The sequence below is a fragment of the Actinomadura sp. 21ATH genome, from assembly GCF_041951345.1.
Classification (GTDB): domain Bacteria; phylum Actinomycetota; class Actinomycetes; order Streptosporangiales; family Streptosporangiaceae; genus Spirillospora.
The window spans coordinates 18,186-39,919 of record NZ_JBGNUR010000019.1 but is presented as its reverse complement, the minus strand read 5'-3'; the positions used below and the strand labels follow the sequence as shown (position 1 = coordinate 39,919).

The 21,734-nt window shown below is 74.3% G+C and carries 23 protein-coding genes; 16 read left to right on the top strand and 7 right to left on the bottom strand.

Annotated features, from left to right (window positions below; genetic code table 11):
• The first annotated feature begins 121 nt into the window (after window positions 1–121).
• Together ACA361_RS35435 and ACA361_RS35430 are read left to right on the top strand one after the other, a co-directional pair.
• The gene (locus tag ACA361_RS35435; RefSeq protein ID WP_375019447.1) at window positions 122–898 is read left to right on the top strand and encodes a peptidylprolyl isomerase; all 777 of its coding nucleotides are present in this window, start codon (window positions 122–124) and stop codon (window positions 896–898) included.
• Between the two features lie 31 nt (window positions 899–929).
• Window positions 930–2,207, top strand: a complete 1,278-nt coding sequence (locus ACA361_RS35430; RefSeq protein ID WP_375019445.1) for a DUF349 domain-containing protein — start codon at window positions 930–932, stop codon at window positions 2,205–2,207.
• A gap of 16 nt (window positions 2,208–2,223) precedes the next feature.
• Here the strand turns inward: ACA361_RS35430 and ACA361_RS35425 are convergent, their stop codons facing one another.
• The 4 genes from ACA361_RS35425 to ACA361_RS35410 form a co-directional block, all read right to left on the bottom strand.
• Entirely contained in the window at window positions 2,224–2,844 is a 621-nt protein-coding gene (locus ACA361_RS35425) for a TIGR03086 family metal-binding protein (RefSeq protein ID WP_375019443.1), read from the bottom strand.
• A 49-nt stretch (window positions 2,845–2,893) separates the two neighbouring features.
• Window positions 2,894–3,544, bottom strand: a complete 651-nt coding sequence (locus tag ACA361_RS35420) for a DUF305 domain-containing protein (protein WP_375019441.1) — start codon at window positions 3,542–3,544, stop codon at window positions 2,894–2,896.
• Between the two features lie 73 nt (window positions 3,545–3,617).
• On the bottom strand, window positions 3,618–4,217 hold the full coding sequence (locus ACA361_RS35415) for a DUF3105 domain-containing protein (protein WP_375019439.1): 600 nt from the start codon (window positions 4,215–4,217) through the stop codon (window positions 3,618–3,620).
• Window positions 4,218–4,287: 70 nt separating this feature from the next.
• Window positions 4,288–4,704 (bottom strand): hypothetical protein, encoded by a 417-nt coding sequence (locus ACA361_RS35410; RefSeq protein WP_375019437.1) that lies wholly within the window; start codon window positions 4,702–4,704, stop codon window positions 4,288–4,290.
• Window positions 4,705–4,946: 242 nt separating this feature from the next.
• Between ACA361_RS35410 and ACA361_RS35405 the strand changes: the two genes are divergently transcribed.
• The 7 genes from ACA361_RS35405 to ACA361_RS35375 all read left to right on the top strand — a co-directional run bounded on the left by ACA361_RS35405 (window position 4,947) and on the right by ACA361_RS35375 (window position 12,803).
• On the top strand, window positions 4,947–6,212 hold the full coding sequence (locus ACA361_RS35405) for a replication-associated recombination protein A (RefSeq protein ID WP_375019567.1): 1,266 nt from the start codon (window positions 4,947–4,949) through the stop codon (window positions 6,210–6,212).
• A gap of 305 nt (window positions 6,213–6,517) precedes the next feature.
• A complete protein-coding gene (locus ACA361_RS35400) occupies window positions 6,518–6,943 on the top strand; it encodes a DUF948 domain-containing protein (protein WP_375019436.1) in 426 nt (141 codons plus the stop codon).
• 22 nt (window positions 6,944–6,965) lie between these two features.
• The gene (locus ACA361_RS35395; RefSeq protein WP_375019434.1) at window positions 6,966–7,283 is read left to right on the top strand and encodes a DUF6167 family protein; all 318 of its coding nucleotides are present in this window, start codon (window positions 6,966–6,968) and stop codon (window positions 7,281–7,283) included.
• A gap of 2 nt (window positions 7,284–7,285) precedes the next feature.
• Window positions 7,286–9,955 (top strand): alanine--tRNA ligase, encoded by a 2,670-nt coding sequence (gene alaS, locus ACA361_RS35390; RefSeq protein ID WP_375019433.1) that lies wholly within the window; start codon window positions 7,286–7,288, stop codon window positions 9,953–9,955.
• A gap of 165 nt (window positions 9,956–10,120) precedes the next feature.
• On the top strand, window positions 10,121–10,579 hold the full coding sequence (gene ruvX / locus ACA361_RS35385) for a Holliday junction resolvase RuvX (protein ID WP_375019431.1): 459 nt from the start codon (window positions 10,121–10,123) through the stop codon (window positions 10,577–10,579).
• Entirely contained in the window at window positions 10,576–11,952 is a 1,377-nt protein-coding gene (gene mltG / locus ACA361_RS35380; RefSeq protein ID WP_375019429.1) for an endolytic transglycosylase MltG, read from the top strand. Before ruvX ends, mltG begins: the two co-directional genes overlap by 4 nt.
• Window positions 11,952–12,803, top strand: coding sequence for a shikimate dehydrogenase (locus ACA361_RS35375; protein ID WP_375019427.1), 852 nt, complete (start codon window positions 11,952–11,954; stop codon window positions 12,801–12,803). The genes mltG and ACA361_RS35375 overlap by 1 nt, the downstream gene beginning before the upstream one ends.
• Window positions 12,804–12,832: 29 nt before the next feature.
• Here the strand turns inward: ACA361_RS35375 and ACA361_RS35370 are convergent, their stop codons facing one another.
• Window positions 12,833–14,143, bottom strand: coding sequence for a prenyltransferase/squalene oxidase repeat-containing protein (locus ACA361_RS35370; protein WP_375019426.1), 1,311 nt, complete (start codon window positions 14,141–14,143; stop codon window positions 12,833–12,835).
• 231 nt (window positions 14,144–14,374) lie between these two features.
• On the opposite strand from ACA361_RS35370, the gene ACA361_RS35365 reads away from it, so the two are divergent.
• A complete protein-coding gene (locus tag ACA361_RS35365) occupies window positions 14,375–15,085 on the top strand; it encodes an HIT family protein (RefSeq protein ID WP_375019424.1) in 711 nt (236 codons plus the stop codon).
• Here the strand turns inward: ACA361_RS35365 and ACA361_RS35360 are convergent.
• Complete coding sequence (locus ACA361_RS35360) at window positions 15,074–16,039, bottom strand: PfkB family carbohydrate kinase (RefSeq protein WP_375019422.1); 966 nt, start codon at window positions 16,037–16,039, stop codon at window positions 15,074–15,076. The two genes, ACA361_RS35365 and ACA361_RS35360, sit on opposite strands and share 12 nt — an antisense overlap.
• Before the next feature lie 22 nt (window positions 16,040–16,061).
• Window positions 16,062–16,760 (bottom strand): NUDIX domain-containing protein, encoded by a 699-nt coding sequence (locus tag ACA361_RS35355; RefSeq protein ID WP_375019420.1) that lies wholly within the window; start codon window positions 16,758–16,760, stop codon window positions 16,062–16,064.
• 582 nt (window positions 16,761–17,342) lie between these two features.
• On the opposite strand from ACA361_RS35355, the gene infC reads away from it, so the two are divergent.
• From infC to ACA361_RS35325, 6 genes are all read left to right on the top strand, one after another.
• Entirely contained in the window at window positions 17,343–17,918 is a 576-nt protein-coding gene (infC, locus tag ACA361_RS35350) for a translation initiation factor IF-3 (protein ID WP_375019566.1), read from the top strand.
• 230 nt (window positions 17,919–18,148) lie between these two features.
• Window positions 18,149–18,343, top strand: a complete 195-nt coding sequence (gene rpmI / locus ACA361_RS35345; protein ID WP_197012720.1) for a 50S ribosomal protein L35 — start codon at window positions 18,149–18,151, stop codon at window positions 18,341–18,343.
• 70 nt (window positions 18,344–18,413) lie between these two features.
• Window positions 18,414–18,791 (top strand): 50S ribosomal protein L20, encoded by a 378-nt coding sequence (rplT, locus tag ACA361_RS35340; RefSeq protein WP_366625344.1) that lies wholly within the window; start codon window positions 18,414–18,416, stop codon window positions 18,789–18,791.
• A gap of 22 nt (window positions 18,792–18,813) precedes the next feature.
• Window positions 18,814–19,638: a TrmH family RNA methyltransferase gene (locus ACA361_RS35335; protein ID WP_375019418.1), complete on the top strand. Its 825-nt coding sequence runs from the start codon at window positions 18,814–18,816 to the stop codon at window positions 19,636–19,638.
• A 245-nt stretch (window positions 19,639–19,883) separates the two neighbouring features.
• Entirely contained in the window at window positions 19,884–20,378 is a 495-nt protein-coding gene (locus ACA361_RS35330; RefSeq protein WP_375019416.1) for an STAS domain-containing protein, read from the top strand.
• A 307-nt stretch (window positions 20,379–20,685) separates the two neighbouring features.
• The gene (locus tag ACA361_RS35325) at window positions 20,686–21,723 is read left to right on the top strand and encodes an ATP-binding protein (RefSeq protein WP_375019414.1); all 1,038 of its coding nucleotides are present in this window, start codon (window positions 20,686–20,688) and stop codon (window positions 21,721–21,723) included.
• Window positions 21,724–21,734 lie beyond the last annotated feature (11 nt).

The window sequence follows — 21,734 nt, the reverse complement described above, 5'->3', positions numbered from 1 at the left end:
CCCGCCCCCGGCCCCCCCCCCCCCCCGCGCCCGGTTCCCCCGATCGGCGGGGGACCCGGCGGTGTCCGGGGACCGCTACTATGCGCTGCACGTTCCCCTGATCACACCGGAGGCAAGGCACGTGGCGGGTAAAGACCGCAAGAAGGAACTCGCGCGGCAGCGCTACGAGCGGCAGGAGGCGCGCCGCCGGGCGCAGCAGGCCCGCGCGCGCCGCGTCCGGATCATCGGCTCGGTGGCCGCGGTCGCGGTGATCGCGGGGGGCGCCGGCGGCTTCGTGGTGCTCACCGGCGACGACGAGAAGAAGGCCGAGCCCCAGGCCAAGGCCGCCGGCGACTGCACCTACAACAAGGCCGCCGACGACAAGGGCGCCCCCAAGGACCTCGGCACGCCCCCGGCCAAGCCCGCGCACAAGGGCGCGGTGCAGACGACGCTCAAGACGAGCCAGGGCACCGTCGGGCTCACCCTCGACGGCGCCAAGGCGCCCTGCACCACCAACTCCTTCGCGTTCCTGGCCGGCAAGAAGTACTTCGACGGCACCGAGTGCCACCGGCTGTCCACCAGCGAGGGCCTGAAGATGCTCCAGTGCGGCGACCCGACGGGCACCGGCCAGGGCGGCCCGGGCTACCAGTTCGCCGACGAGAACCTCGAGGGCGCCACCTACCCCAAGGGCACGGTCGCCATGGCCAACGCCGGCGAGGGCACCAACGGCAGCCAGTTCTTCCTGGTGTACGGAAACTCGCAGCTGCCGCCTAGCTACTCGGTGTTCGGCAAGATCACCTCGGGGCTGGACGTCCTGGAGAAGGTCGCCAAGGCCGGGGTGGACAAGCCCGGCGACGACGGCACGGGGAAGCCGAAGAAGAAGGTCGAGATCCAGAGCGTCGCGATCGCCGGGAAATAGGCGAACGGGATACTAAGGTGTGGAGGGCCCGATGGTCGTGAGCGCGATCGGGCCCGCGATTCAGGAGGCAAGCGTGTCCAGCGCGACCGATCCCTGGGGCCGGGTGGACGAGGACGGCACCGTCTACGTGAAGACGTCCGACGGCGAGCGCGTCGTGGGTTCCTGGCAGGCCGGTGCACCCGAGGAGGCCCTGGCCTACTTCAAGCGCAAGTACGACGCGCTGGTCACCGAGATCGGGCTGCTGGAGCAGCGGCTGCGCACCACCGGCCTGCAGCCGGCCCAGGCCCAGCAGAGCATCGCCCGGCTGCGCGAGGCGGTCACCGACGCGCACGCGGTCGGCGACCTCGACAGCCTGGTCCGCCGGCTGGACGGCCTGACCGACCAGGTCGGCCGCAAGCGCGAGGAGGTCAAGGCCCAGCGCGAGCACGCCCGGCACGAGGCCCGCGAGATCAAGGAGCGGATCGTCGCCGAGGCCGAGCGGATCGCCGCCGAGGAGACGCACTGGAAGAACGGCGGCGAGCGGCTGCGCCGGCTGGTCGAGGAGTGGAAGGCCGCCGACCGGATCGACCGGCCGACCGAGACCGCCCTGTGGAAGCGGCTGTCGGCCGCCCGCAACGCCTTCACCAAGCGCCGCAAGGTCTACTTCGCCACCCTCGACGACCAGCGCGAGGAGGCCCGCCGGGAGAAGGAGCGCCTGGTCGCCGAGGCCGAGGAGATGACCGGCTCGACCGACTGGGGCGAGACCGCGGCCGCCTACCGCGACCTGATGCGCCGCTGGAAGCTGGCCGGGCGCGCCTCCCGGGACGCCGAGGAGGACCTGTGGACCCGGTTCAAGGGCGCCCAGGACGTCTTCTTCGCGGCCCGCGCCGCCGCGTTCGCCGAGCGCGACGCCGAGCTGCGGGTGCACGCCGACGAGAAGGAGAAGATCCTCGCGGAGGCGGAGAAGCTGCTGCCCGTCCGCGACGTCCGGCAGGCCCGGCAGGCGCTGCGCGCGATCCAGGAGCGCTGGGAGGCCGCCGGCCCGGTGCCGCGCGACCAGCGCGACCGGCTGGAGGGCCGGCTCCGCAAGATCGAGGAGACCGTCCGGGGCGCCGAGGAGAACGAGTGGCGGCGCACCAACCCCGAGGCGCGGGCGCGCGCCGAGGCCACGGTGGCGCAGCTGCGCGGCTCGATCGAGCGGCTGGAGAAGGACCTGGCCAAGGCCCGCGACGCCGGCCGGGAGAAGGCGGTCAAGGACGCCGAGGAGGCGCTGACCGCGCGCCGCGCCTGGCTGGAAGAGGCCGAGCGCACCCTCGCCGAGTTCTCCTGACCTCCCGTCCGGGGCTCTAGGCGTCCCGCGGTTCCGCCGCACGGCCGAGGAAGGCCAGCAGCCGGGTCTGCTCGTCCGCGCGCGGCGGCGGGGGCAGGGCGGGCCCGAGCCGGCCGGCCGCGCGCAGGCCGGCGGCCACCACGTGCGCCGTCGCGAACGCGTGGTGCACCAGGTCCTGGTCGAGGCGTTCCGGCTGGCCGGTGGCGCGGGCCAGGTCCCAGGCGTGCACGAGCGGCTCCAGCACGTACGCGCCCAGGAAGTCGATCAGCGGCAGCTCGCCCAGCGTGCCGAACGGGATGGGGCGGCGCAGCGCCTCCGGGGTGAGCGCCGCGTCGCACTCCTTGCGGGCGGTGCGCCAGGCCAGCAGGACGTCGCCGGTGGCGAACCCGCCCGGCTCGCCGCCGGCCCCCACGTCCACGCCCCCGATGCCCGCGCCGGCGCCGCCCGCGTCCGGCGCCGGCCAGCCGGTGGCCAGCGCCAGGATCGCGTACTGGCCGCCGATCATGTGCCCGGCCACCTCGCGGGCCGTCCAGCGGTCGCACGGCGAGGGCGCCGGCCACCGGTCGCCGGGCACACCGCCCACCCTGTCCTCGAAGAGATCCAGTGCCCGGTGGTAGCCGCTGAGTGTCGGAGCCATGGTGGCCAGTGACCCGCGATCGGCGTTCGCTGTCAAGCGGTATGGGAGGTTAGGCCCGGATGCCCCGTTCGCGCAGCATGTCGGTCATCAGGGTGATCTCTGACCGCTGCCCGGCCACCATGGTCCGGGCCAGCCGCCGCACCCGCGGATGGCCGGTGCGCGCCAGCACCGCCTCGGCCATGGCCACGCCGCCCCGATGGTGGGCGATCATGAGCTGGAGGTAGCGCACCTCGGCGTCCCGGCCGGAGGCCCGCTCCAGCCCCGCGAGCTGGTCCCGCGTGGCCATCCCCGGCATCGGCGCCGCGCCGCCGCCGGTCCCCGGCCCGGCCCGGCCGCCGCCGTGCCCGCCGTGGCCGGCCATCCACCGCATCCGGCCCGCCGGATCCGCCTTCGGCAGCCCCCATTCGTCCAGCCAGGCCGTCATCATGCCGATCTGCGCCGACTGGGTGTTGATGATGTCGTACGCCAGCAGCCGGACGCGCTCGTCCCCGGAGCCGTCCCGGACCAGGAACGACATCCGCACCGCCTGGGCGTGGTGGACGCTCATGTCCCGCGCGAACCCCGCCTCCGGCCCGTCGCTCCCCGGCCGGTCCGGCCGCAGCGCCTGCCAGGCCACCAGGACCCCGGCGACGGCCAGGACGAGCGCCGCGAGGACGGCGGTCGCCCGCCGCCCCCGCGGGGCCGCGGCCCCGTCCGTCACGAGATCTCCTCGTGGGGGGACGACCCCCCACACCCCCCGGCAAGAGCGGCGATCACGAGCTCGCTTCGCTCCCTCATGCCGCGTCCTTCGCGCCGCTGCACGCGGCGCCCGGCTCCAGCGTCTGCGGGCCCTTCACGAACGCGCGCAGGAAGGCGTCCACCCGCGCGTCGGAGGCCTCCTGCAGCTTCAGCTGCTTGCCCCACGCCGTCATGATGATCGGCGCGTCCTGGCCGGCGTACGGGCTCATCATCGAGTAGTCGGTGTTCTCGATCTTGCCGCTCAGCCGCTCGATCTGGCCGGCCGCCAGCCCGGGCCGGTAGGTGACCCAGACCGCGCCGTGCTCGAGCGAGTGCACGGCGTTCTCGTTGCGCAGCTGCCTGTCGTAGACCCGGGCGTCGCAGTTCTGCCACATGGGGTCGTGGTCGCCGCCCATGGGCGGGCTGGACTCGTACCGGACGGTCCCGGTCGTGTGCTCCTGGCTCAGGCCGTCCTTCTCGATCAGGCCCTCGATGGCGGCGTCGGCGGGGCGGCTCTGCAGGAAGGCGTAGCCGATCGCCACGACCGCCACCAGGCCGATGACGGTGAAGAACGCGATGCCTCCCCAGGGGACGTCGCGCTTGGTCAGGACGTTCTTCTGGGCGCGCTGCGCGCGGTTGCGGGCGCTCTTGGACATGGTGAAGCTCCCTCTCGGGCCGGACGTGCTCGGAAAAAGGCGTGCGGTCAGGGCCGTGCGGCCCGGACCGTCACAGCCGGAGCACCTGCAGAGAGGCGAGCGAGGGTGAGGGGAGCGCCGCGAGCGCGGGCGGCGGCAGGAACCAGCCCGTACGGCGCGGCAGCGACCGTCCCGACCGGCGCGGCCCGGCGGCCAGCGCGAGCACCAGCAGGCCCACGAGCACGGCCATGCACAGGCAGGCGCCGTCCATCGGGCTGAGCGGCGGCAGGTCGACCGGCGCGCTGTACGCGGGGGAGGCGGTGGCGCCCGCGTCCGGCATCGCGGCGGCGACGCCGGCCGGAACGTGCACCAGGTGGGCGGTGCACACCTCGCGCGGCGGCCCGTGGCCCAGCCCGTAGCTGAAGACGAGCCCGGCCACCACGAACAGCGCCATGAGCAGCCCTGCGGGCCCATGGCGCGGGCGCGGGGTCGTACGGCCCATCGTCACGCTGCGGTTCCTCCTCCGGGCAGATCTTAACCGCGCCCGGGAGCGCCGGGGATGTCCGGAGAGCGAGATAGTGTCGGAGCGTGACCAGCAGGGTGGATCCGGGGCAGCCGGAGGGACTGTTCGACGCGCCGGGCGCGGAATCGGCGGAGCCCGCGGGCCCCGGGGAGCGCGGCGCCGCCGCGGCGGCCTCCCCGGCCGCGGCGGCGTCCAGGGGAGGGGCCGAGGAGCCGCTGGCCGTGCGGATGCGGCCGCGCGGCCTGGACGAGGTCGTCGGCCAGCAGCACCTGCTCGGCCCGGGCACCCCGATCCGCCAGCTCGTCGACCGCGACGTGCCGATGTCGCTGGTGCTGTGGGGGCCGCCCGGCACCGGCAAGACCACCCTGGCCACCGTGGTGAGCCACGCCACCCGGCGCCGCTTCGTGGAGATCTCCGCCGTCAGCGACGGCGTCAAGCGGGTCCGCGCCGAGATCGACCTGGCCCGCCGCGAGCTGGGCATGACCGGCCGGCAGACCGTGCTGTTCGTCGACGAGGTGCACCGCTTCAACAAGGCCCAGCAGGACGCGCTGCTGCCCGCCGTGGAGAACCGCTGGGTCTCCTTCATCGGCGCCACCACCGAGAACCCGTTCTTCTCGGTGATCAGCCCGCTGCTGTCCCGCTCGCTGCTGCTGACCCTGGAGCCGCTCGGCGAGGACGACCTGCGCGAGGTCGTCCGGCGGGCGCTGGCCGACGAGCGCGGCCTCGGCGGGACGATCACGATGGACGCGGCGGCCGAGGACCACCTGATCCGGCTGGCCGGCGGCGACGCCCGCCGCACCCTCACCTACCTGGAGGCGGCCGCGCTGGTCGTCGACGAGGGCGCCGCGATCGACGTGGACGTGCTGGAGAAGGCCGTCGACCGGGCCGCCGTCCGCTACGACCGCGAGGGCGACCAGCACTACGACGTCATCAGCGCGTTCATCAAGAGCATCCGGGGCAGCGACGTCGACGCCGCGCTGCACTACCTGGCCCGCATGATCGAGGCCGGCGAGGACCCGCGGTTCATCGCCCGCCGGCTGATCGTGCACGCCAGCGAGGACATCGGGATGGCCGACCCGACCGCGCTGCAGACCGCGACCGCCGCGGCGCAGGCGGTGGAGTACGTCGGGCTGCCCGAGGCCCGCATCAACCTCGCCCAGGCGGTGATCCACCTCTCCCTGGCGCCCAAGTCCAACGCCGTGATCATGGCCGTGGACGCGGCGATCGCGGACGTGAAGAAGGGCGACGCCGGGCCCGTCCCCGGCCATCTGCGCGACTCCCACTACAAGGGCGCCGCCAAGGTCGGGCACGGCCAGGGCTACAAGTACGCCCACGACCACCCCGGCGGGGTCGTCCGGCAGCAGTACGCGCCCGACACCGTCCACGGCCGCCGCTACTACAAGCCGACCCGGCACGGGGCCGAGGCGCGCTTCACCGAGGTGCTGGCACGCATCCGCTCGGTCCTGCGGGGCAAGGGCGACGGGAAGGACTGACGCGGCGGGCCGGGACGGGCGAATCCGATCTTCGCGGCCGGTGCTCCCGGCATCGGGCGGCCCGGCCCGGTAGATTGCCCGGAAGACCTCGGGTTCCGGGGCCGCGCCGCCACGGCGGCGGGCGGTCCACGGGGGGCGGGCGGGCCGTCCGACCCGCACGGTTCCGGCCGGTACCCACGGTAAGGTCTCTCCAGACCGAGCCCGGACCGGGCCCCGGCGCCGCGGCGGGCACCGGCCCGGACCCGAGCCGAACGCAGCGAACGGAAACCCTGATGCTTACTGGTGGACAGCTAGCAGGCCTCATCGTGGCCGTGTTCTGGGCGGTGCTGGTCGCGTTCCTCGCTCTCACCCTCCTCAAGCTGGCCCGCCTGCTCAAGGAGGCGAGCGAGTTCGTCTCCGACCTGGGCGACCGCGCCGGGCCCCTGATGGAGGACATGACCCGTACGGTCAACCGCGCCAACGAGCAGCTCGGCCGCACCGACGTCATCACCAAGCAGGTCGCCGGCGTGACGCAGAACGTCTCCGCCGTCACCACCGTGATGACCTCGGTCGTGGGCGGCCCGCTGGTGAAGGCGGCGGCGTTCTCGTACGGCGTCCGCAAGGCCCTCGGCAACCGGGCCGACGAGGCGAAGGCCCGCGAGGGCAACGGCGCCTCCCGCCCCCAGCTGCAGAGCCGCTCCGGAGGCGGCCGTTCCGCGGGCGACCGATCCACGGGCAAGGGGCGCCGGTGAGCCCCGGGCGAAGCGAGGCACAATGAAAAGGCTCTTCTGGCTCGGCGTGGGCGCCGGCGCCGGGGTCTACGCCACGCACCGGGTCAAGCGCCGGGTGGAGCGCTTCGCGCGCACCTGGTCGCCCGAGGGCGTGGCGGCCCGCGCCGTCACCGCCGGGCACGGCGCGGGCGACCGGTTGAAACTTTTCGCCCAGGACGTCCGTACCGAGATGCGGGCGCGGGAGATCGAGCTCCGCGAGGCCGTGGCCATGGACCAGGCCCCGCCGGAGCTCGAGGGCCCGCGCCGCCGGGTCCTGAAGGCGCGATACACGATCATCGACGACGACAAGGATGGCCACTGATCATGGAGTCGGCAGAGGTCGCACGCCGCTTCCTCGGTTTCTTCGAAGAGCGCGGGCACACCGTGGTGCCGTCGGCCGGCCTGATCGCCGAGGACCCCACCCTGCTTCTGGTGAACGCCGGGATGGTCCCGTTCAAGCCGTACTTCCTCGGCCAGCGCACCCCGCCGGCCGTCCGGATGACCAGCGCGCAGAAGTGCGTGCGTACCCCGGACATCGAGGAGGTCGGCAAGACCACCCGGCACGCCACGTTCTTCCAGATGCTGGGGAACTTCTCCATCGGCGACTACTTCAAGGAGGGGGCCATCCCCTTCGCCTGGGAGCTGCTCACCCGGCCCCAGGCCGACGGCGGGTTCGGCTTCCCCGAGGAGAAGCTCTGGGTCACCGTCTACACCGATGACGACGAGGCCGCCGGCATCTGGCGGGACAAGGTCGGCGTCCCCGAGGAGCGCATCCAGCGCCGCGGGCTGGCCGACAACTACTGGCACATGGGCGTGCCCGGCCCCGGCGGGCCCTGCTCGGAGATCTACTACGACCGCGGCCCCGAGTACGGGCGCGAGGGCGGCCCGGTCGTCGACGAGGACCGGTACCTGGAGGTCTGGAACCTCGTCTTCATGCAGTCGCAGCTCAGCGAGGTCCGCACCAAGGTCGACTTCGACATCGCGGGCGACCTGCCGGCCAAGAACATCGACACCGGCATGGGCCTGGAGCGGATGGCCGCCGTCCTCCAGGGCGTCGACAACATCTACGAGACCGACACGCTGTGGAAGGTCCTGGCCCGCGCGGCCGAGCTGACCGGCGCCAGGTACGGCCGCGACCACCGCGCCGACGTGTCGCTGCGGGTCATCGCCGACCACGTGCGCAGCGGCACGATGATGGTCGCCGACGGCATCCGGCCCGGCAACGAGGGCCGCGGGTACGTGCTGCGCCGCATCCTGCGCCGCTCGATCCGCAACCTGCGGCTGCTCGGCGGCGAGGACGCCGGGCTGATGCACGAGCTGACCGCGGTCGCCGTCGACGCGATGGGCGCGCAGTACCCCGAGCTGGTCCGCACCGCCGCCAACATCCACACGGTCATCGACGCCGAGGAGGACTCGTTCCTCCAGACGCTCCGCACCGGCACCGCCATCTTCGACCAGGCGGTGACCGACACGCGCGAGGCGGGCCGGACCGCGCTGGGCGGCGACCAGGCGTTCAAGCTGCACGACACCTACGGCTTCCCGATCGACCTCACCCTGGAGATGGCCTCCGAACAGGGCCTCCAGGTGGACGAGGACGGCTTCCGCCGGCTGATGGCCGAGCAGCGCGACCGGGCCAAGAAGGACGCGCGCGAGAAGAAGACCGGCAACCTCGACGTCTCGGTGCTGGACGAGCTGCTCAGCGGCGCCGGCGGCAAGGTCGACTTCATCGGCTACACCGACGTGCTTGGCGAGGGCCGGGTGGCCGGGCTGCTGGTGAACGGCGCGAACGTCGCGGCCGCGGGCGAGGGCACCGAGGTCGAGGTCGTCCTCGACCGCACCCCGTTCTACGCCGAGGGCGGCGGCCAGCTCGCCGACCACGGCGTGATCCGCACCGGCAACGGCGCCGAGATCGAGATCACCGACGTGCAGTCCCCGCTGCCGGGCCTGATCGTGCACCGCGGCCGGGTCCGCGCCGGCGAGGCCCGCGCCGGCGACACCGCGCAGGCCGAGATCGACGTCACCCGGCGGCACGCCATCTCCCGCTCGCACACCGCGACCCACATGGTGCACGCCGGGTTCCGGCGGGCGCTGGGCGAGTCGGCGGCGCAGGCGGGCTCGGAGAACTCGCCCGGCCGGTTCCGGTTCGACTTCACCGCCTCCGGCGCCGTCCCGGTCAGCGTGCTGCGCGACGTCGAGGACGAGGTCAACGACGTCCTGATCAACGACCTGGACGTGCGGGCGTTCCACACCTCGATCGACGAGGCCCGCGCCATGGGCGCGCTGGCCCTGTTCGGCGAGAAGTACGGCGACGAGGTCCGCGTCGTGGAGGTCGGCGACTACTCCCGCGAGCTGTGCGGCGGCACCCACGTCGCCCGCTCCGGGCAGCTCGGCCTGGTCAAGGTGCTGGGCGAGTCCTCCATCGGCGCGGGCGTCCGCCGCGTCGAGGCGCTGGTCGGCATCGACGCGTTCCGCTTCCTGGCCAAGGAGAGCGTGCTGGTCAACCAGCTCTCGGAGCAGATGAAGGCGCGCAAGGAGGAGCTGCCCGAGCGGATCTCCGGCGTGGTCGCCCGGCTGCGCGACGCCGAGAAGGAGCTGGAGCGGCTGCGCTCCCAGCAGGTCCTGGCCGTCGCCGGCTCGCTGGCCGACGGCGCCGCCGACGTGAACGGCATCGCGTTCGTGGGGCACCGCGCCCCCGACGGCACCGGCGCCGACGACCTGCGCAAGCTGGCGGTCGACGTCCGCGGCCGGCTGGCGGCCCGGCCCGCCGTGGTGATGGTGGTCGGCGTTCCCAAGGACCGCCCGGTCGTCGTCATCGCGGTCACCGAGGGCGCCCGCGAGCGCGGCCTCAAGGCCGGGGCCCTGGTCGGCGTGGCCGCCAAGACCCTCGGCGGCGGCGGGGGCGGCAAGGACGACCTCGCGCAGGGCGGCGGCGCCGACGCCGCCGCGGCCGGCGACGCGGTCCGTGCCGTCGAGCGAGCGGTAGGGGCCGCGTGAGGACCGCCCCGGCAGGGACGGCGAGCCGGGTGAGCGGAGCGGGCCGATGAGGCCGGCGGGCGGCCGCGCGGCGGCTGGACTGAGGAGCGCAGGGAGCTTGCGACCGGAGCGACGAGGGAAGCCGCCGCGTCGGAGCGGCGGCGCGCCGGCGAGCGGAGCGGGCCGATGAGGCAGGGCGTCCGGCTCGGCGTTGACGTGGGGAGCGTCCGGATCGGGGTCGCGCGGAGCGACCCCGCCGGGATCCTCGCGTCCCCGCTGGAGACGGTGAAGCGGGGCAAGGGGGACCTCGACCGGCTGGTGGCGCTCGCGGGCGAGCACGAGGCCGTCGAGGTGATCGTGGGACTGCCGACCTCGCTGTCGGGCCGGGAGGGCCCGGCGGCGGAGGCGGCGCGCAAGTTCGCGGCCCGGCTGGCGGGCCTGCTACCCCCCGAGGCGGTTCGCTTGTACGACGAGAGGCTCACCACGGTCACGGCCGAGAGCGGCCTGCGCGCGAAAGGCGTCCACGGCCAGGCCCGGCGCCGCGTCGTGGACCAGGCCGCCGCCGCGGTGCTGCTCCAGGCGGCGCTGGACGGCGAGAGGTTGACGGGGCGGGCCCCAGGCGAGATCGTCCGGGGAAGCTCATGAACGACTTGGACCTCTTCTCAGACCCGTACGGCTCGGATCCGTACGGTGCCGATCCACACGGCGCGGATCCGTACGGTGCCGACCCGCACGGCGCCGACCCCTACGAGGCGGACCGGCGCGGCGCCGAGCCGTACGGCGAGCGCGGGCGCCGCGGCCGGGCCCCGCAGGGCGCCCCGCGCGGCCGCGGTGGCGGCGGCAGGGGCGGTCGCGGCGGTGGCCGCGGCGGCCGGGGCGGTGGCGGCCGCGGTGGCCGCGGCGGACCCCCGCCGGGGCGCGGCGGGCGCGGCCCGCGCCAGCGGCAGCGCCGGAAGGCCAACAACGGCAAGGCCGCGTTCCTGTTCGCGATGGCGTTCCTCGTCGCGATCGTGGGCACCGGCGGGCTGCTCGGCGTCGCCTGGCTCGACAAGCGGATGAACCCGCCGGACTACGAGGGCTCGGGCTCGGGCAACGTCACCGTCCAGATCAAGGACGGCGACAGCGGCTCGACCATCGCGACCACGCTGCTGGAGCACAAGGTCGTCAAGAGCACCGCGGCGTTCATCGAGGTCTACGGCAAGAACCCCAAGGCGGCCGGCATCCAGCCGGGCTTCTACCAGCTGCGCAGGCAGATGTCGTCGGCCGCGGCGATGGCGCTGCTGCTGGACCCCAAGTCGCGGGCCGGCAACCAGATCACCATCCCCGAGGGGCTGCGCGCGCTCAAGGTGGCGGAGGTGCTGGCGGAGAAGACCGGCATCCCGGAGAACGACTTCGTCAAGGTCATCCGCCGGCCCACCGGGCTGGGGCTGCCCGACTACGCCAAGGGCAAGATCGAGGGCTACCTGTTCCCGGGCCAGTACAACCTGAACCCCAACGCGTCCGCCAAGGAGATCCTCAAGTCGATGGTGGACCGCTTCAACCAGTGGGCGGCGCGCTACGACCTGGCCGGCAAGGCGCAGGAGGCGAACATGAACCCCGGCACCGCGATCACGATGGCCAGCCTGATCCAGGCCGAGAGCGGCAAGCCCGAGGACATGCCCAAGATCTCCCGGGTCATCTACAACCGGCTCCAGCACCGTCCCGTCCCGATGTTCCTCAAGTTCGATAGCACCACGCTCTACGGGCTCGGCAAGTACGGCATCGTCGCCAGCAGCGAGGACATCAAGTCCAAGAACCGCTACAACACCTACAACTACGGGGGGCTCCCGCCGGGCGCGATCGGCAACCCGGGCGAGGCCGCCGTCGAGGCGGTCTTCAAGCCGGAGGAGGGCGACTGGCTGTTCTTCGTGGCCACCGACCCGAAGAACAAGATCACCGAGTTCGCCGACGACGAGGCGGAGTTCGAGCGGCTCAGGGCCAAGCTCAACGCCTACCTCGCGGCCAACGGGGGGAACTAGTGGCGAGGGCCGCCGTCCTCGGCAAGCCGATCGGGCACTCGCTGTCCCCGGTGCTGCACCGCGCCGCGTACGCCGCGATGGGCCTGGACGGCTGGACGTACGAGGCGTACGAGTGCGACGAGACCGGCCTGTGGGGCTTCCTGGAGTCGCTCGACGAGGAGTGGGCCGGGCTGTCGCTCACGATGCCGCTCAAGCGCACCGCGCTGAAGCTGGTCGACACCGTCTCCGACCTCGCGGTGGCCGTCGGCGGCGCGAACACGGTCGTGGTCCGCGACGGCCGCCGGCACGGGGACAACACCGACGTGCACGGCATCGTGGCGGCGCTGACGGAGGCCGGGCTGGGCGCGCCCGGCTCGGCGCTGGTGCTCGGCGGCGGCGCCACCGCGGCCTCCGCGCTCGCCGCGCTCGCCGAGCTGGGGCTGACCAAGGCGGGACTGGCGGTCCGCAACCCCGACCGCGCCGCCGAGTCGGTGTCGGTGGGCGAGCGGTTCGGCCTGGACCTGCGGATCGGGTCGCTGGACCGGCTGCCCGACATGCTGGACGGGGGCCTGGTGCTGTCCACCCTGCCGGGCATCGCGGCCGACCCGTTCGCCGGTCAGATCGCCGCGTCGGGGGCGGCGCTGTTCGACGTGGTGTACGCGCCGTGGCCCACGGCGTGCGCGTCCGCCGTCGAGGAGGCGGGCGGCGTGGTCGTCGGCGGCTTCCCCATGCTCCTGCACCAGGCCGTGCGCCAGGTCGAGCTGATGACCGGCCGCGACGACGTTCCCGTCGAGGCGATGCGCGCGGCGGGCGAGGCCGAGCTGCGGCGCCGCGCCGCGATGCCCGTCTCGCCCCTGTCGTCCCGGGACTGACGCCCCGCCCGCCCGCCGGCCGGGCGAGGTCAGACGGAGGTGCGCTGCGGCGGCTGCGCGGCCGGTGCGGGCGGCGGCCGGCGGCGCTTCATCGCCTCGTGCGTCGTGGTCAGCACGATCGGCAGGATCACGCTGAGCCAGAAGTCCTTCCAGCCCCACACGCCGGTCGCCACGCCGCCCAGGCTCCCGACCGCGACGAGCACCAGGACCAGCACCGTCCAGTGCCGCTTGAACAGCGCCCGCACGTCGATCCTCGGGGGCGCGGGCAGCAGCGCGGGCAGCGGGCGGTCGCGGGCGTGGTCGCGCTGCACGATCGTGGCGTCCGGCAGCCAGTGCAGCACGTCCCTGGTGCTCGTCAGCGGGACGCGCGACAGCTCCATCAGCGCCTCCATCCGCCACCACAGCGTCCACAGCGAGGTGCGGCCGCTGCCGGGGTACCCGTTCCACCGCGGCGTGGTCACCTTGCCTCTCACCAGCGTCGCGAACGCCCGCGCGACCGCGGGGCCCGGCGCGCCGCGCGGGTCGCGCAGCATCGCCATCAGCGCGACGGGCAGCCCGTGGTGCCACAGCGCCAGCCGCCACACCGGCTTGGCGCCGGTGCCGTGCGGCGAGACGTCGTAGGTCTCGATCCAGCTGTGGTCGTCGTCGGGATCGAGGTTCTCGCGCAGCCAGTCGTGCGCGGCCAGCAGCCGCTCGTCCTGGTACCCCGGGCGCGCCTCCGCCAGCGTCACCAGCGCGAACGCGGTGTGCGTCACGGTCGGCGCCGCCGACGAGGTGGGGCCCCAGCCGGGCCGCTGCGCGGTACGGTCGGCCGTCAGCCACTCCACGCCCCGCTCGACGGCCGGATCGTACGGGTTGAGCTGGGTGAGGGCGCGCAGCGCCAGGCACGTCAGCCAGACCCGCGACTCGCAGCCCAGCAGCGAGCCCCAGCCGCCGTCGGGGTTCTGGTTGCGCAGCAGCCAGCGGTAGGCGCGCCGCACGTCCGGCGCGTCCTCGCGCAGGTCGCAGCGCGCGCGGGCGAGGAAGCGGGCGATCCACGCGGTCGCCTCGACGACCGGCATGCCGAGGCTGGTCTTGGTGGCCCAGCCGCCGTCCCGCAGCAGGTCGCCGGACGCCGTCTGCCGCGCCGCCAGGTAGGCCAGGCCCTCGTCGAAGTGCTCGAACGGCCGACCCGCCTCGCTGAACGCCAGCAGCCCGAGCGCGGTGGCCGTGGTGCCCGGCTCCGGCCGGGTCAGGTCGTGGTACCAGCCGCCGCCCCCGTCGCCGCCGCCCCCGGTGACCGCGTACGAGCCCCGCAGGACGTCGAACGACTCGTCCAGGCGCGCGTTCAGTACGGCCATGTCCACGGCCGGTGGCCGGGGGGCCGGAGAGGTCGCCAGAATGCGGGCGAGGGGGGAGTGCTGCACAGTTACCGCCTTTGATGGCTATGTGCCCGTTCGGTGGAGTTCTCTACCTCACTGGTCTGGTGGCTCTATCCGTGCCCGCACACTTCGAGGGCCATTCCCGGGCACGTTCATGGGGAGACGGAGAGTGACGACCCCTGGTGGACGTACCCGGAAACGGAGGACGAGATGGCCGACGGAGGAGAGGAGCCGCAGGAGGTGGACCAGGACGCGGACCGGGACTGCGTGCTGTGCCCGCCGTTGCGGTTCCGGCTCAACGCGATGGCGGACCTGCCGGGCGAACCGGCGGTGCTGGCGGCCGACGACGACTTCTTCCTCATCCCGGACCTGGCTCCGTTGGTCGAGGGGCACGTGCTGCTGGTGACGTTCCGTCACCTCCAGTGTGCCGGAGCCTTCGGGAAGGGTCTGTGGGCCGGAGCGTGGCAATGGCGTCACCGTGTCGCAAGGGTCTACCGCGCCGCCTACGGCACCGATGAGCTGCTGATGTTCGAGCACGGTCCCGGGACCCCGCAGGGCGGCGGCGCCTGCGTGGACCACGCGCACTGGCACCTGATGCCCGTGCGCCCCGGTGTACGGAGCGTGCGCGCCGTGCTGGAGGAGCACGGCCTGCCCGGCGTCCCGGCCACCCGGGAGGCCCTGCGGGACCGCTTCCGCGCGGGCCGCTCGTACCTCCTCGTGGACGAGCGGGGCGCGCCGACCGTCCACCCCGGCGACGGCGTGCCGAGCCAGTTCCTCCGGCGGGCGGCGGCCGGGGCGGGCCGGACGTGGCGGTGGCAGGAGTCGTTCGGGCTGCCCGACAGCCGCACCCGCTTCCTGCACACGCTCGGCGACCTGCGCGCGGCGCTCGCGGCCGAGGGCGGCGCGGCGTCAGCGGCCTGACCGGGACGCCAGCCACCAGAACAGCTCGCCGGCCGCCAGCCGGTCGCCGAACCCGGCCCGCTCGACGCCCTCGCCGTAGCCGGTCGCGTACTCCAGCAGCAGGCCGTCGCGCTGGTAGGCGAGCGACCGCTCCAGCGAGCTGGCGCCGAAGCGCAGCAGCCACAGCGGCCGGCCGGGCACCGCCGCGTCCAGCGCGGGCAGCAGCCCGCGCACCTCGGCCCCGCCGGGCATCGCGGCGGGCCGGCCGAGCAGCCGCGCGGCGGTCGGCGCCTCGGTGAAGACCACGTCGGCCAGCCGCAGCAGCGGCAGCACCGCCGCCGCCGGCAGCCGCGCGTCGATGTCGTGCGGGACGAGGTCGAACGCGACCAGCGTGCCGGCCGCGCGCGCCGTCTCCGCCGCGCGGGCCAGCGCCGCCCGCGACACCGGCGACAGCAGCGCGTACCCGTCGGCGACCAGCACGTCGGCGCGCCGGATCTCGCCCGCCGCGCCGCGCACGTCCCGCTCCGACAGCAGCCGGTTGGGCGTGTCGTCCTCGGCCACCAGCAGCCGGACGCCGTGCGGCCGGCCGGGCGCCGCGCCGTCCCGCAGCATCACGGTGACGCCGTTGGCGGCCCCCCGCTCGACCCGGAGCAGGTCGCGCAGGCCCAGCCGGCGCAGCTCCCGCCGGATCACCGGGGTGTAGTCGTCGTCGCCGACGCGGGCCAGCACGCCGACCCGCCGGAAGTAGCCGGCCGCGGCCCGGGCCAGGTTGACGGCCGTGCCGGCGACCAGGGCGCGCGCCGGGGCGTAGGCCAGCCGGTCGGCGGTGACCTCGGCGAAGCGCAGGCCGGGCAGCGTCGCGCGGACCTCGATGCGGACGTCGCCGACGGCCAGCAGCCGGAAGCGGCGCGCGGCGACGCCGTCCAGGCCGGGCCACTCGACGGGGGAGCCGGCGGGGGTGTCGAGGATGTCCATGGCGGGGGGCGGGCGGCCGGGCTCAGCCGGGAGCGGGCGCGCCGGGCGGGAACGCCCCGGGCAGCGGGCCGGCGAGCGGTTCGGCCACCGGGTCCGCGACCGGATCCACCAGGGCGCCCGGCCGCGGGTCTCCCGGCGGCCCGGCCGCCGGCCCGGCCTCCGGGAGATCGGGCCCGCCGGGCGGCGCGGCGGTCTCGGGGTGCATGAGCAGGAACGCGCGCATGACCGGCCGCAGGCTGGGGATCAGGTCGTACCCGGCGAGCTCGGCCAGCGGCACCCAGGTGGGATCGACCAGGTGGTCGCCGGGCGTCTGGTTCTCCAGGGTGATCTCGCGGGTGACCGGGCGGCACAGCCGCGCCGCCGCCACCACCCGGACCGCCCGGGCCCGGTCGCCGCGCCGGCCGCGGCGCTCGCGCCGGTCGGGCATGAACCACTCCCACAGGTGGAACGGCGGGCCGGGGTCGATCTCCAGGCCGACCTCCTCGCGCACCTCGCGGCGGATGTGGTCGTCCAGGTCGACGTCGCCGGCCACCTCCAGCCGTCCTCCGGGAACCTCCCAGCGCCCCGGGTGGAACGGGTCGGAGGGGGACTTGCGGACCAGCAGCAGCCGGCCGCGGTCGGTGATGAACGCCTTCTGCGCGAACTCCAGGCGTGGCCGGGATCCAGTGAGGGCGGCGGCCGACGGGGAATCGGTCGGGGCATCGGTCCTGAATGCGGGCATGGCGAAGGAGTCGGTCCTTCCGTGCTGCCGAACCCGGCGGTCCGAGCTGTGACCACGGTAACAATCGGCACCGGCACGGGGAATGAACGGGGACGGCGGCATGTTGTCACGGTCACGTACTCCGATCGCCTTTCATCCCGCCCGGCCCGTCCCGTCCCTCCAGTCGCACCGGAGGGGACGGGACGGGCCGGCCGCCCTGGCACGGGTCACCGGACGGCCGCGCGGGTGATAAGCTGAACAACCGACCGGCCCTGTGCGGGCGCGAGCGTGGCGACACGTGCATGCATTGCCTACGTGCATTGCGGACACGGCGTCGCCCGCGGCCACTCGCGCGGGGCGCTCAAGCGGAGGCCATCTCCCACCTGACCGGCCAGCTAGGCCGGTGGGTTCCGGTCCGGCGTACGGGCGCAGCGGCGTCCGTTCCGCCGGCGTCTCCGGCGCTTCGGGCGCCGGAGGGATCGCCGGCGACGGCCGGAGGTGGCCCCGCATGCGAGTCGTGCGGGGCTTTTCGCGTGGAAGGCCCGGGGTACGACCGGTCGCACAAGACGTGCAAGACGCCAGGAACGGCCCCAAGGAGGTCCCATCAGCGCTGAACCGCGTATCAACGACCGCATTCGCGTGCCCGAGGTCCGGCTCGTCGGCCCGAACGGCGAACAGGTCGGCATCGTGCCGCTCGCCAAGGCCCTGGAAATCGCGCGGGAGTCGGACCTCGACCTGGTCGAGGTGGCACCCACCGCGCGGCCGCCCGTCGCCCGGCTCATGGACTACGGCAAGTTCAAGTACGAGTCCGCGATGAAGGCGCGCGAGGCGCGGAAGAACCAGGCGCACACGATCATCAAGGAGATCAAGCTCCGGCCGAAGATCGACCCGCACGACTACGAGACCAAGAAGGGTCACGTGGTGCGGTTCCTCAAGGCCGGGGACAAGGTCAAGGTGACGATCATGTTCCGCGGCCGCGAGCAGTCGCGGCCCGAGCTGGGCCGCCGGCTGCTGCAGCGGCTGGCCAGCGACGTCGAGGAGCTCGGGTTCGTCGAGTCGCACCCCAAGCTGGACGGCCGGAATATGATCATGGTGATCGGACCGCACAAGAAGAAGGCGGAGGCCAAGGCCGAGCGCGCCGCCGCGAAGGCGGAGCGCGAGGCTCCCGACACCGTCTGACGGCCCGGCCCAGGCCGGGCCGCCGCGGGGCGGCCGCTTGCGACCGCCCCGGCCCGATCCTGCGCTTCGCAGGGTCGTCACGCACGTACATTGAGCCTGTCCAGACGCGTTCCAGCCCGGCGGCGTGCCCGAGCGGCACCGACGAGCCGGCGGGGCGGGGCGCGTCCGTACAGGCACGTCTCCGCGCCCGCCGCGGGGGACCGAACAGATCGAGGGAGACGACGGCGACCATGCCGAAGACCAAGACCCACAGCGGTGCCAAGAAGCGCTTCAAGCTGACCGGCTCCGGCAAGGTGATGCGCCGCCGCGCCAACCGCAACCACCTGCTCGAGCACAAGCCGACCAAGCGGACCCGCCGCCTGGACGGCCCGGCCGTGGTGACGCCGGCCGACGCCAAGAACATCAAGAAGCTGCTGCGCAAGTAGCCGGCGACCCAGCAACCCGTACGACCGGCCGAGGCCCGGAGGCCCCGGCCCCCACGAAGGAGTTCGAAACGTGGCACGCGTGAAGCGGGCGGTCAACGCCGCCAAGAAGCGTCGGGTCGTCCTGGAGCGGTCGAGCGGCTACCGCGGCCAGCGGTCGCGCCTGTACCGCAAGGCCAAGGAGCAGCAGCTCCACTCGATGACCTACGCGTTCCGGGACCGCAAGGACCGCAAGGGGCAGTTCCGCCGCCTGTGGATCCAGCGGATCAACGCCGCGGCCCGCGCCAACGGGATGACCTACAACCGGTTCATCCAGGGCCTCAAGGCCGCCGAGGTCGAGGTCGACCGGCGCATGCTGGCCGAGCTGGCCGTCAACGACGCCCCCGCCTTCGCCGCCCTGGTGAAGGTCGCCAAGGACGCGCTGCCCGCCGAGGGCAGCGCGGCCGCCTGACCGGCGGACGGGCGTTCACCGTATGGCGGGCCGCGAGCTGACCTCCGTCCGGTCTCCACGGGTGAAGGCGGCTCGGCGGCTCGCCAAGCGCGCTTTCCGGCGCCGCGAGCGCCGCTTCCTCGCCGAGGGGCCCCAGGCGGTACGGGAGGCCCTGGAGATCCCCGGCGGCCTGGCCGAGCTGTTCACCACGGCCGAGGCCGAGACGCGCCACCCCGAGCTGGTGGCGGCCGCCGAGCGGGCGGGCGTCCCGGTGCTGCGGGTCTCCGGCGAGGTCATGGCCGAACTCGCCCAGACCGTCACGCCCCAGGGGCTGCTGGCGGTCTGCGGGTTCGTCGACGTTCCCCTGGAGTCCGCGCTGGCGCCGGCCCCGAAGCTGGTGACCGTGCTGGCGCATGTCCGCGACCCGGGCAACGCGGGCACCGTGCTGCGCACGGCCGACGCCGCCGGGTCCGAGTCGGTGATCTTCACCGACGCCTCGGTCGACCCGTACAACGGCAAGTGCGTGCGGGCCTCGGCCGGGAGCCTGTTCCACCTGCCGGTCGTGATGGGGCCGCGCTTCGACACGCTCATCCCGGAGCTGAAGGCGGCCGGGCTGAGCGTGCTGGCGGCCGACGGCGCCGGCGAGCGCACGCTGGACGACGCCGCGGACGAGGGGCTGCTGGCGCGGCCCACCGCCTGGGTGTTCGGCAACGAGGCGTGGGGCCTGCCGGAGGAGATCCTCCGGCATGTCGACGACGTGGTCCGGGTGCCGATCTACGGCAGGGCCGAGAGCCTCAACCTGGCCACCGCCGCGGCGGTGTGCCTGTACGGCTCGGCGCGCGCGCAGCGGGCGCGGCGCGCGCCGTGAGAGCCGCGTTCTGTTCCCGTTCCGCTGGCCGGATCCGGCCGGTTTACACCCCGTGCGGGGCGGGCTGACCTGCGAGAATGATGGCGCGCCGGTCCTCCGTACGGGGGAAGTACGGGGGCGGGCGCGGCGCCGGGGTCGTTCCTGAGGAGGAGCGTGATACCAGCCCGGCGGTGGATCCGCGGGTCCGACCGGATCCTTACGGTGTTGACGAGGGCGGCGATGACGCCGTGCGAGTTGGGGGCGACATGATGACCGACGATGGCAGGGCTGCCAGGAGGCGTGCCCGCCGGGCGCCCGACCTGCGCTGCCGCGCCGGGGCGCCGCGACCGGCCCGGGGGCGGGCCGCCGGCCCGGCCGGGTCCGCGTTCCGGACCGACGACGACGGGTGCTTCGGCGTCACCGTCGTCCGGGCGAGCGGCGACACGGCCGTCGCCGCGGTGCACGGCGAGATCGACCTGCGCACCGCCGACGAGCTGCGCGGCCGGCTGACCGAGCTGCACGCGGCCGGCCACCGCAACCTGGTGGTCGACTTCGCCGGCGTGTCGTTCTGCGACGCCGCCGGCCTGGGCGCGCTGGTCGCCGCCCACAACCGCGCCGCCGCCGCGGGCGGCGGGGTCCGGCTGTCGCGGGTGCGGCCCGCGCAGCGCCGGCTGCTGAACGTGACCGGCCTGCACCGGGTCTTCGGGCTGTACGACGGCGTCGAGGACGCGCTGGCCGCCGCGGCGGCGGCCGCCCGGTAACGGCCGAGCCGCTAACGGCCGGGCCGGCGCACGGCGGGCGGTGCTCGCAGGCTTGCCTGTCCGCCGGCTCGCCTGTCCGCCGTCCGCCGCCTGGCCATGCGCGCCCGGTACTGCCCGGTAGGGCCATAAAAGCCTTGCCCTGGGGCGTTTCTCGGGTCCCGCCGGGCGGTCCGGTGCCGATAGAGTCTCTTCTGGACAGGCCGCGCTCTAACCGTGTCTGGAGGCCGTTGTGGGCGGAGTGGACTCCCCGCACGCGCCTCGCCGCGTGCCCTCGGCGGAGGGCGCCTCCCGCTGCGTACAAGAGGACATGAACGACGATCTCCCCGATGGGCTGCTGGTGGCGGACGGGGACGCCCGCGTCATCACGTTCAACGCCGCCGCGGAGCGGATGACGGGCATCTCGGGCGCCGAGGCGCTCGGCCGCGACTTCCGCGACGTGCTGCCGCTGCACGACGCCGAGGGGCGCGACTGGTGGAAGTGCCTGGCGCCCTACGACGGCCTGGCCACCCGCATCCGGCACCCCGAGCGGTCCCTGTTCCTGCCGAGCGGCTGCGAGCTGCTGGTGACCGCCGCGTACCGGCGCGACCGCGACGGCCGCGTGCGGCGCTTCACGGTGTGCCTGCGCGACGCCGTCCAGCGGGCCCGCCAGGAGCGCGACCGGGCCGACCTGGTCTCGACGGTGGCGCACGAGCTGCGCTCGCCGCTGACGAGCGTCAAGGGCTTCACCGCCACGCTGCTGGCCAAGTGGGCCCGCTTCAACGACGACCAGAAGCTGGTCATGCTGGAGACGGTGAACGCCGACGCCGACCGGGTGACCCGGCTGATCACCGAGCTGCTGGACGTGTCCAGGATCGACTCCGGCCGGCTGGAGATGCGCCGCCAGGTGGTCGACCTGGTCGAGGAGACCCGCAAGGTGATCGCGGGCCGGGTCGCGGCCGGCGAGCCCGAGGACCGGTTCCGGTTCGAGGCGCGCGGGGAGCTGCCGGAGATGTGGCTCGACCGCGACAAGGTCGACCAGATCCTCGGCAACCTGGTGGAAAACGCGGTGCGGCACGGCGCCGGAACCGTCACGATCGTGGTGGAGCCGGACGCGCACGAGAAGGGGGCCGCCGTGTCGGTACGCGACGAGGGCGAGGGCATCCCGCCCGAGGCCGTCCAGCGCGTGTTCCGGCAGTTCTGGCGCGGCCCCGGCGGCAACCGCCGCGGCGGCACCGGCCTCGGCCTCTACATCGTGAAGGGCCTCGTCGAGGCGCACGGCGGGACGATCACCGTGCGGCGCGCCCCCGGCGGCGGCGCCGAGTTCCGATTTACCATGCCCGCGGGCGCCCCGGACTACGCCTCCTGACCACGCTCTCC

Coding starts and splice junctions, on each gene's coding strand:
- ACA361_RS35405 (WP_375019567.1), top strand. CDS start 4,947: ATGCGGCCGCGCGGCCTGGACGAGGTCGTCGGCCAGCAGCACCTGCTC.
- ACA361_RS35425 (WP_375019443.1), bottom strand. CDS start 2,844: ATGGCTCCGACACTCAGCGGCTACCACCGGGCACTGGATCTCTTCGAG.
- rpmI (WP_197012720.1), top strand. CDS start 18,149: ATGCCGAAGACCAAGACCCACAGCGGTGCCAAGAAGCGCTTCAAGCTG.
- ACA361_RS35365 (WP_375019424.1), top strand. CDS start 14,375: ATGGCCGACGGAGGAGAGGAGCCGCAGGAGGTGGACCAGGACGCGGAC.
- ACA361_RS35325 (WP_375019414.1), top strand. CDS start 20,686: ATGAACGACGATCTCCCCGATGGGCTGCTGGTGGCGGACGGGGACGCC.
- ACA361_RS35330 (WP_375019416.1), top strand. CDS start 19,884: ATGATGACCGACGATGGCAGGGCTGCCAGGAGGCGTGCCCGCCGGGCG.
- mltG (WP_375019429.1), top strand. CDS start 10,576: ATGAACGACTTGGACCTCTTCTCAGACCCGTACGGCTCGGATCCGTAC.
- ACA361_RS35370 (WP_375019426.1), bottom strand. CDS start 14,143: ATGGCCGTACTGAACGCGCGCCTGGACGAGTCGTTCGACGTCCTGCGG.
- alaS (WP_375019433.1), top strand. CDS start 7,286: ATGGAGTCGGCAGAGGTCGCACGCCGCTTCCTCGGTTTCTTCGAAGAG.
- ACA361_RS35355 (WP_375019420.1), bottom strand. CDS start 16,760: ATGCCCGCATTCAGGACCGATGCCCCGACCGATTCCCCGTCGGCCGCC.
- ACA361_RS35335 (WP_375019418.1), top strand. CDS start 18,814: ATGGCGGGCCGCGAGCTGACCTCCGTCCGGTCTCCACGGGTGAAGGCG.
- ACA361_RS35430 (WP_375019445.1), top strand. CDS start 930: ATGGTCGTGAGCGCGATCGGGCCCGCGATTCAGGAGGCAAGCGTGTCC.
- ACA361_RS35360 (WP_375019422.1), bottom strand. CDS start 16,039: ATGGACATCCTCGACACCCCCGCCGGCTCCCCCGTCGAGTGGCCCGGC.
- ruvX (WP_375019431.1), top strand. CDS start 10,121: ATGAGGCAGGGCGTCCGGCTCGGCGTTGACGTGGGGAGCGTCCGGATC.
- ACA361_RS35395 (WP_375019434.1), top strand. CDS start 6,966: ATGAAAAGGCTCTTCTGGCTCGGCGTGGGCGCCGGCGCCGGGGTCTAC.
- ACA361_RS35415 (WP_375019439.1), bottom strand. CDS start 4,217: ATGTCCAAGAGCGCCCGCAACCGCGCGCAGCGCGCCCAGAAGAACGTC.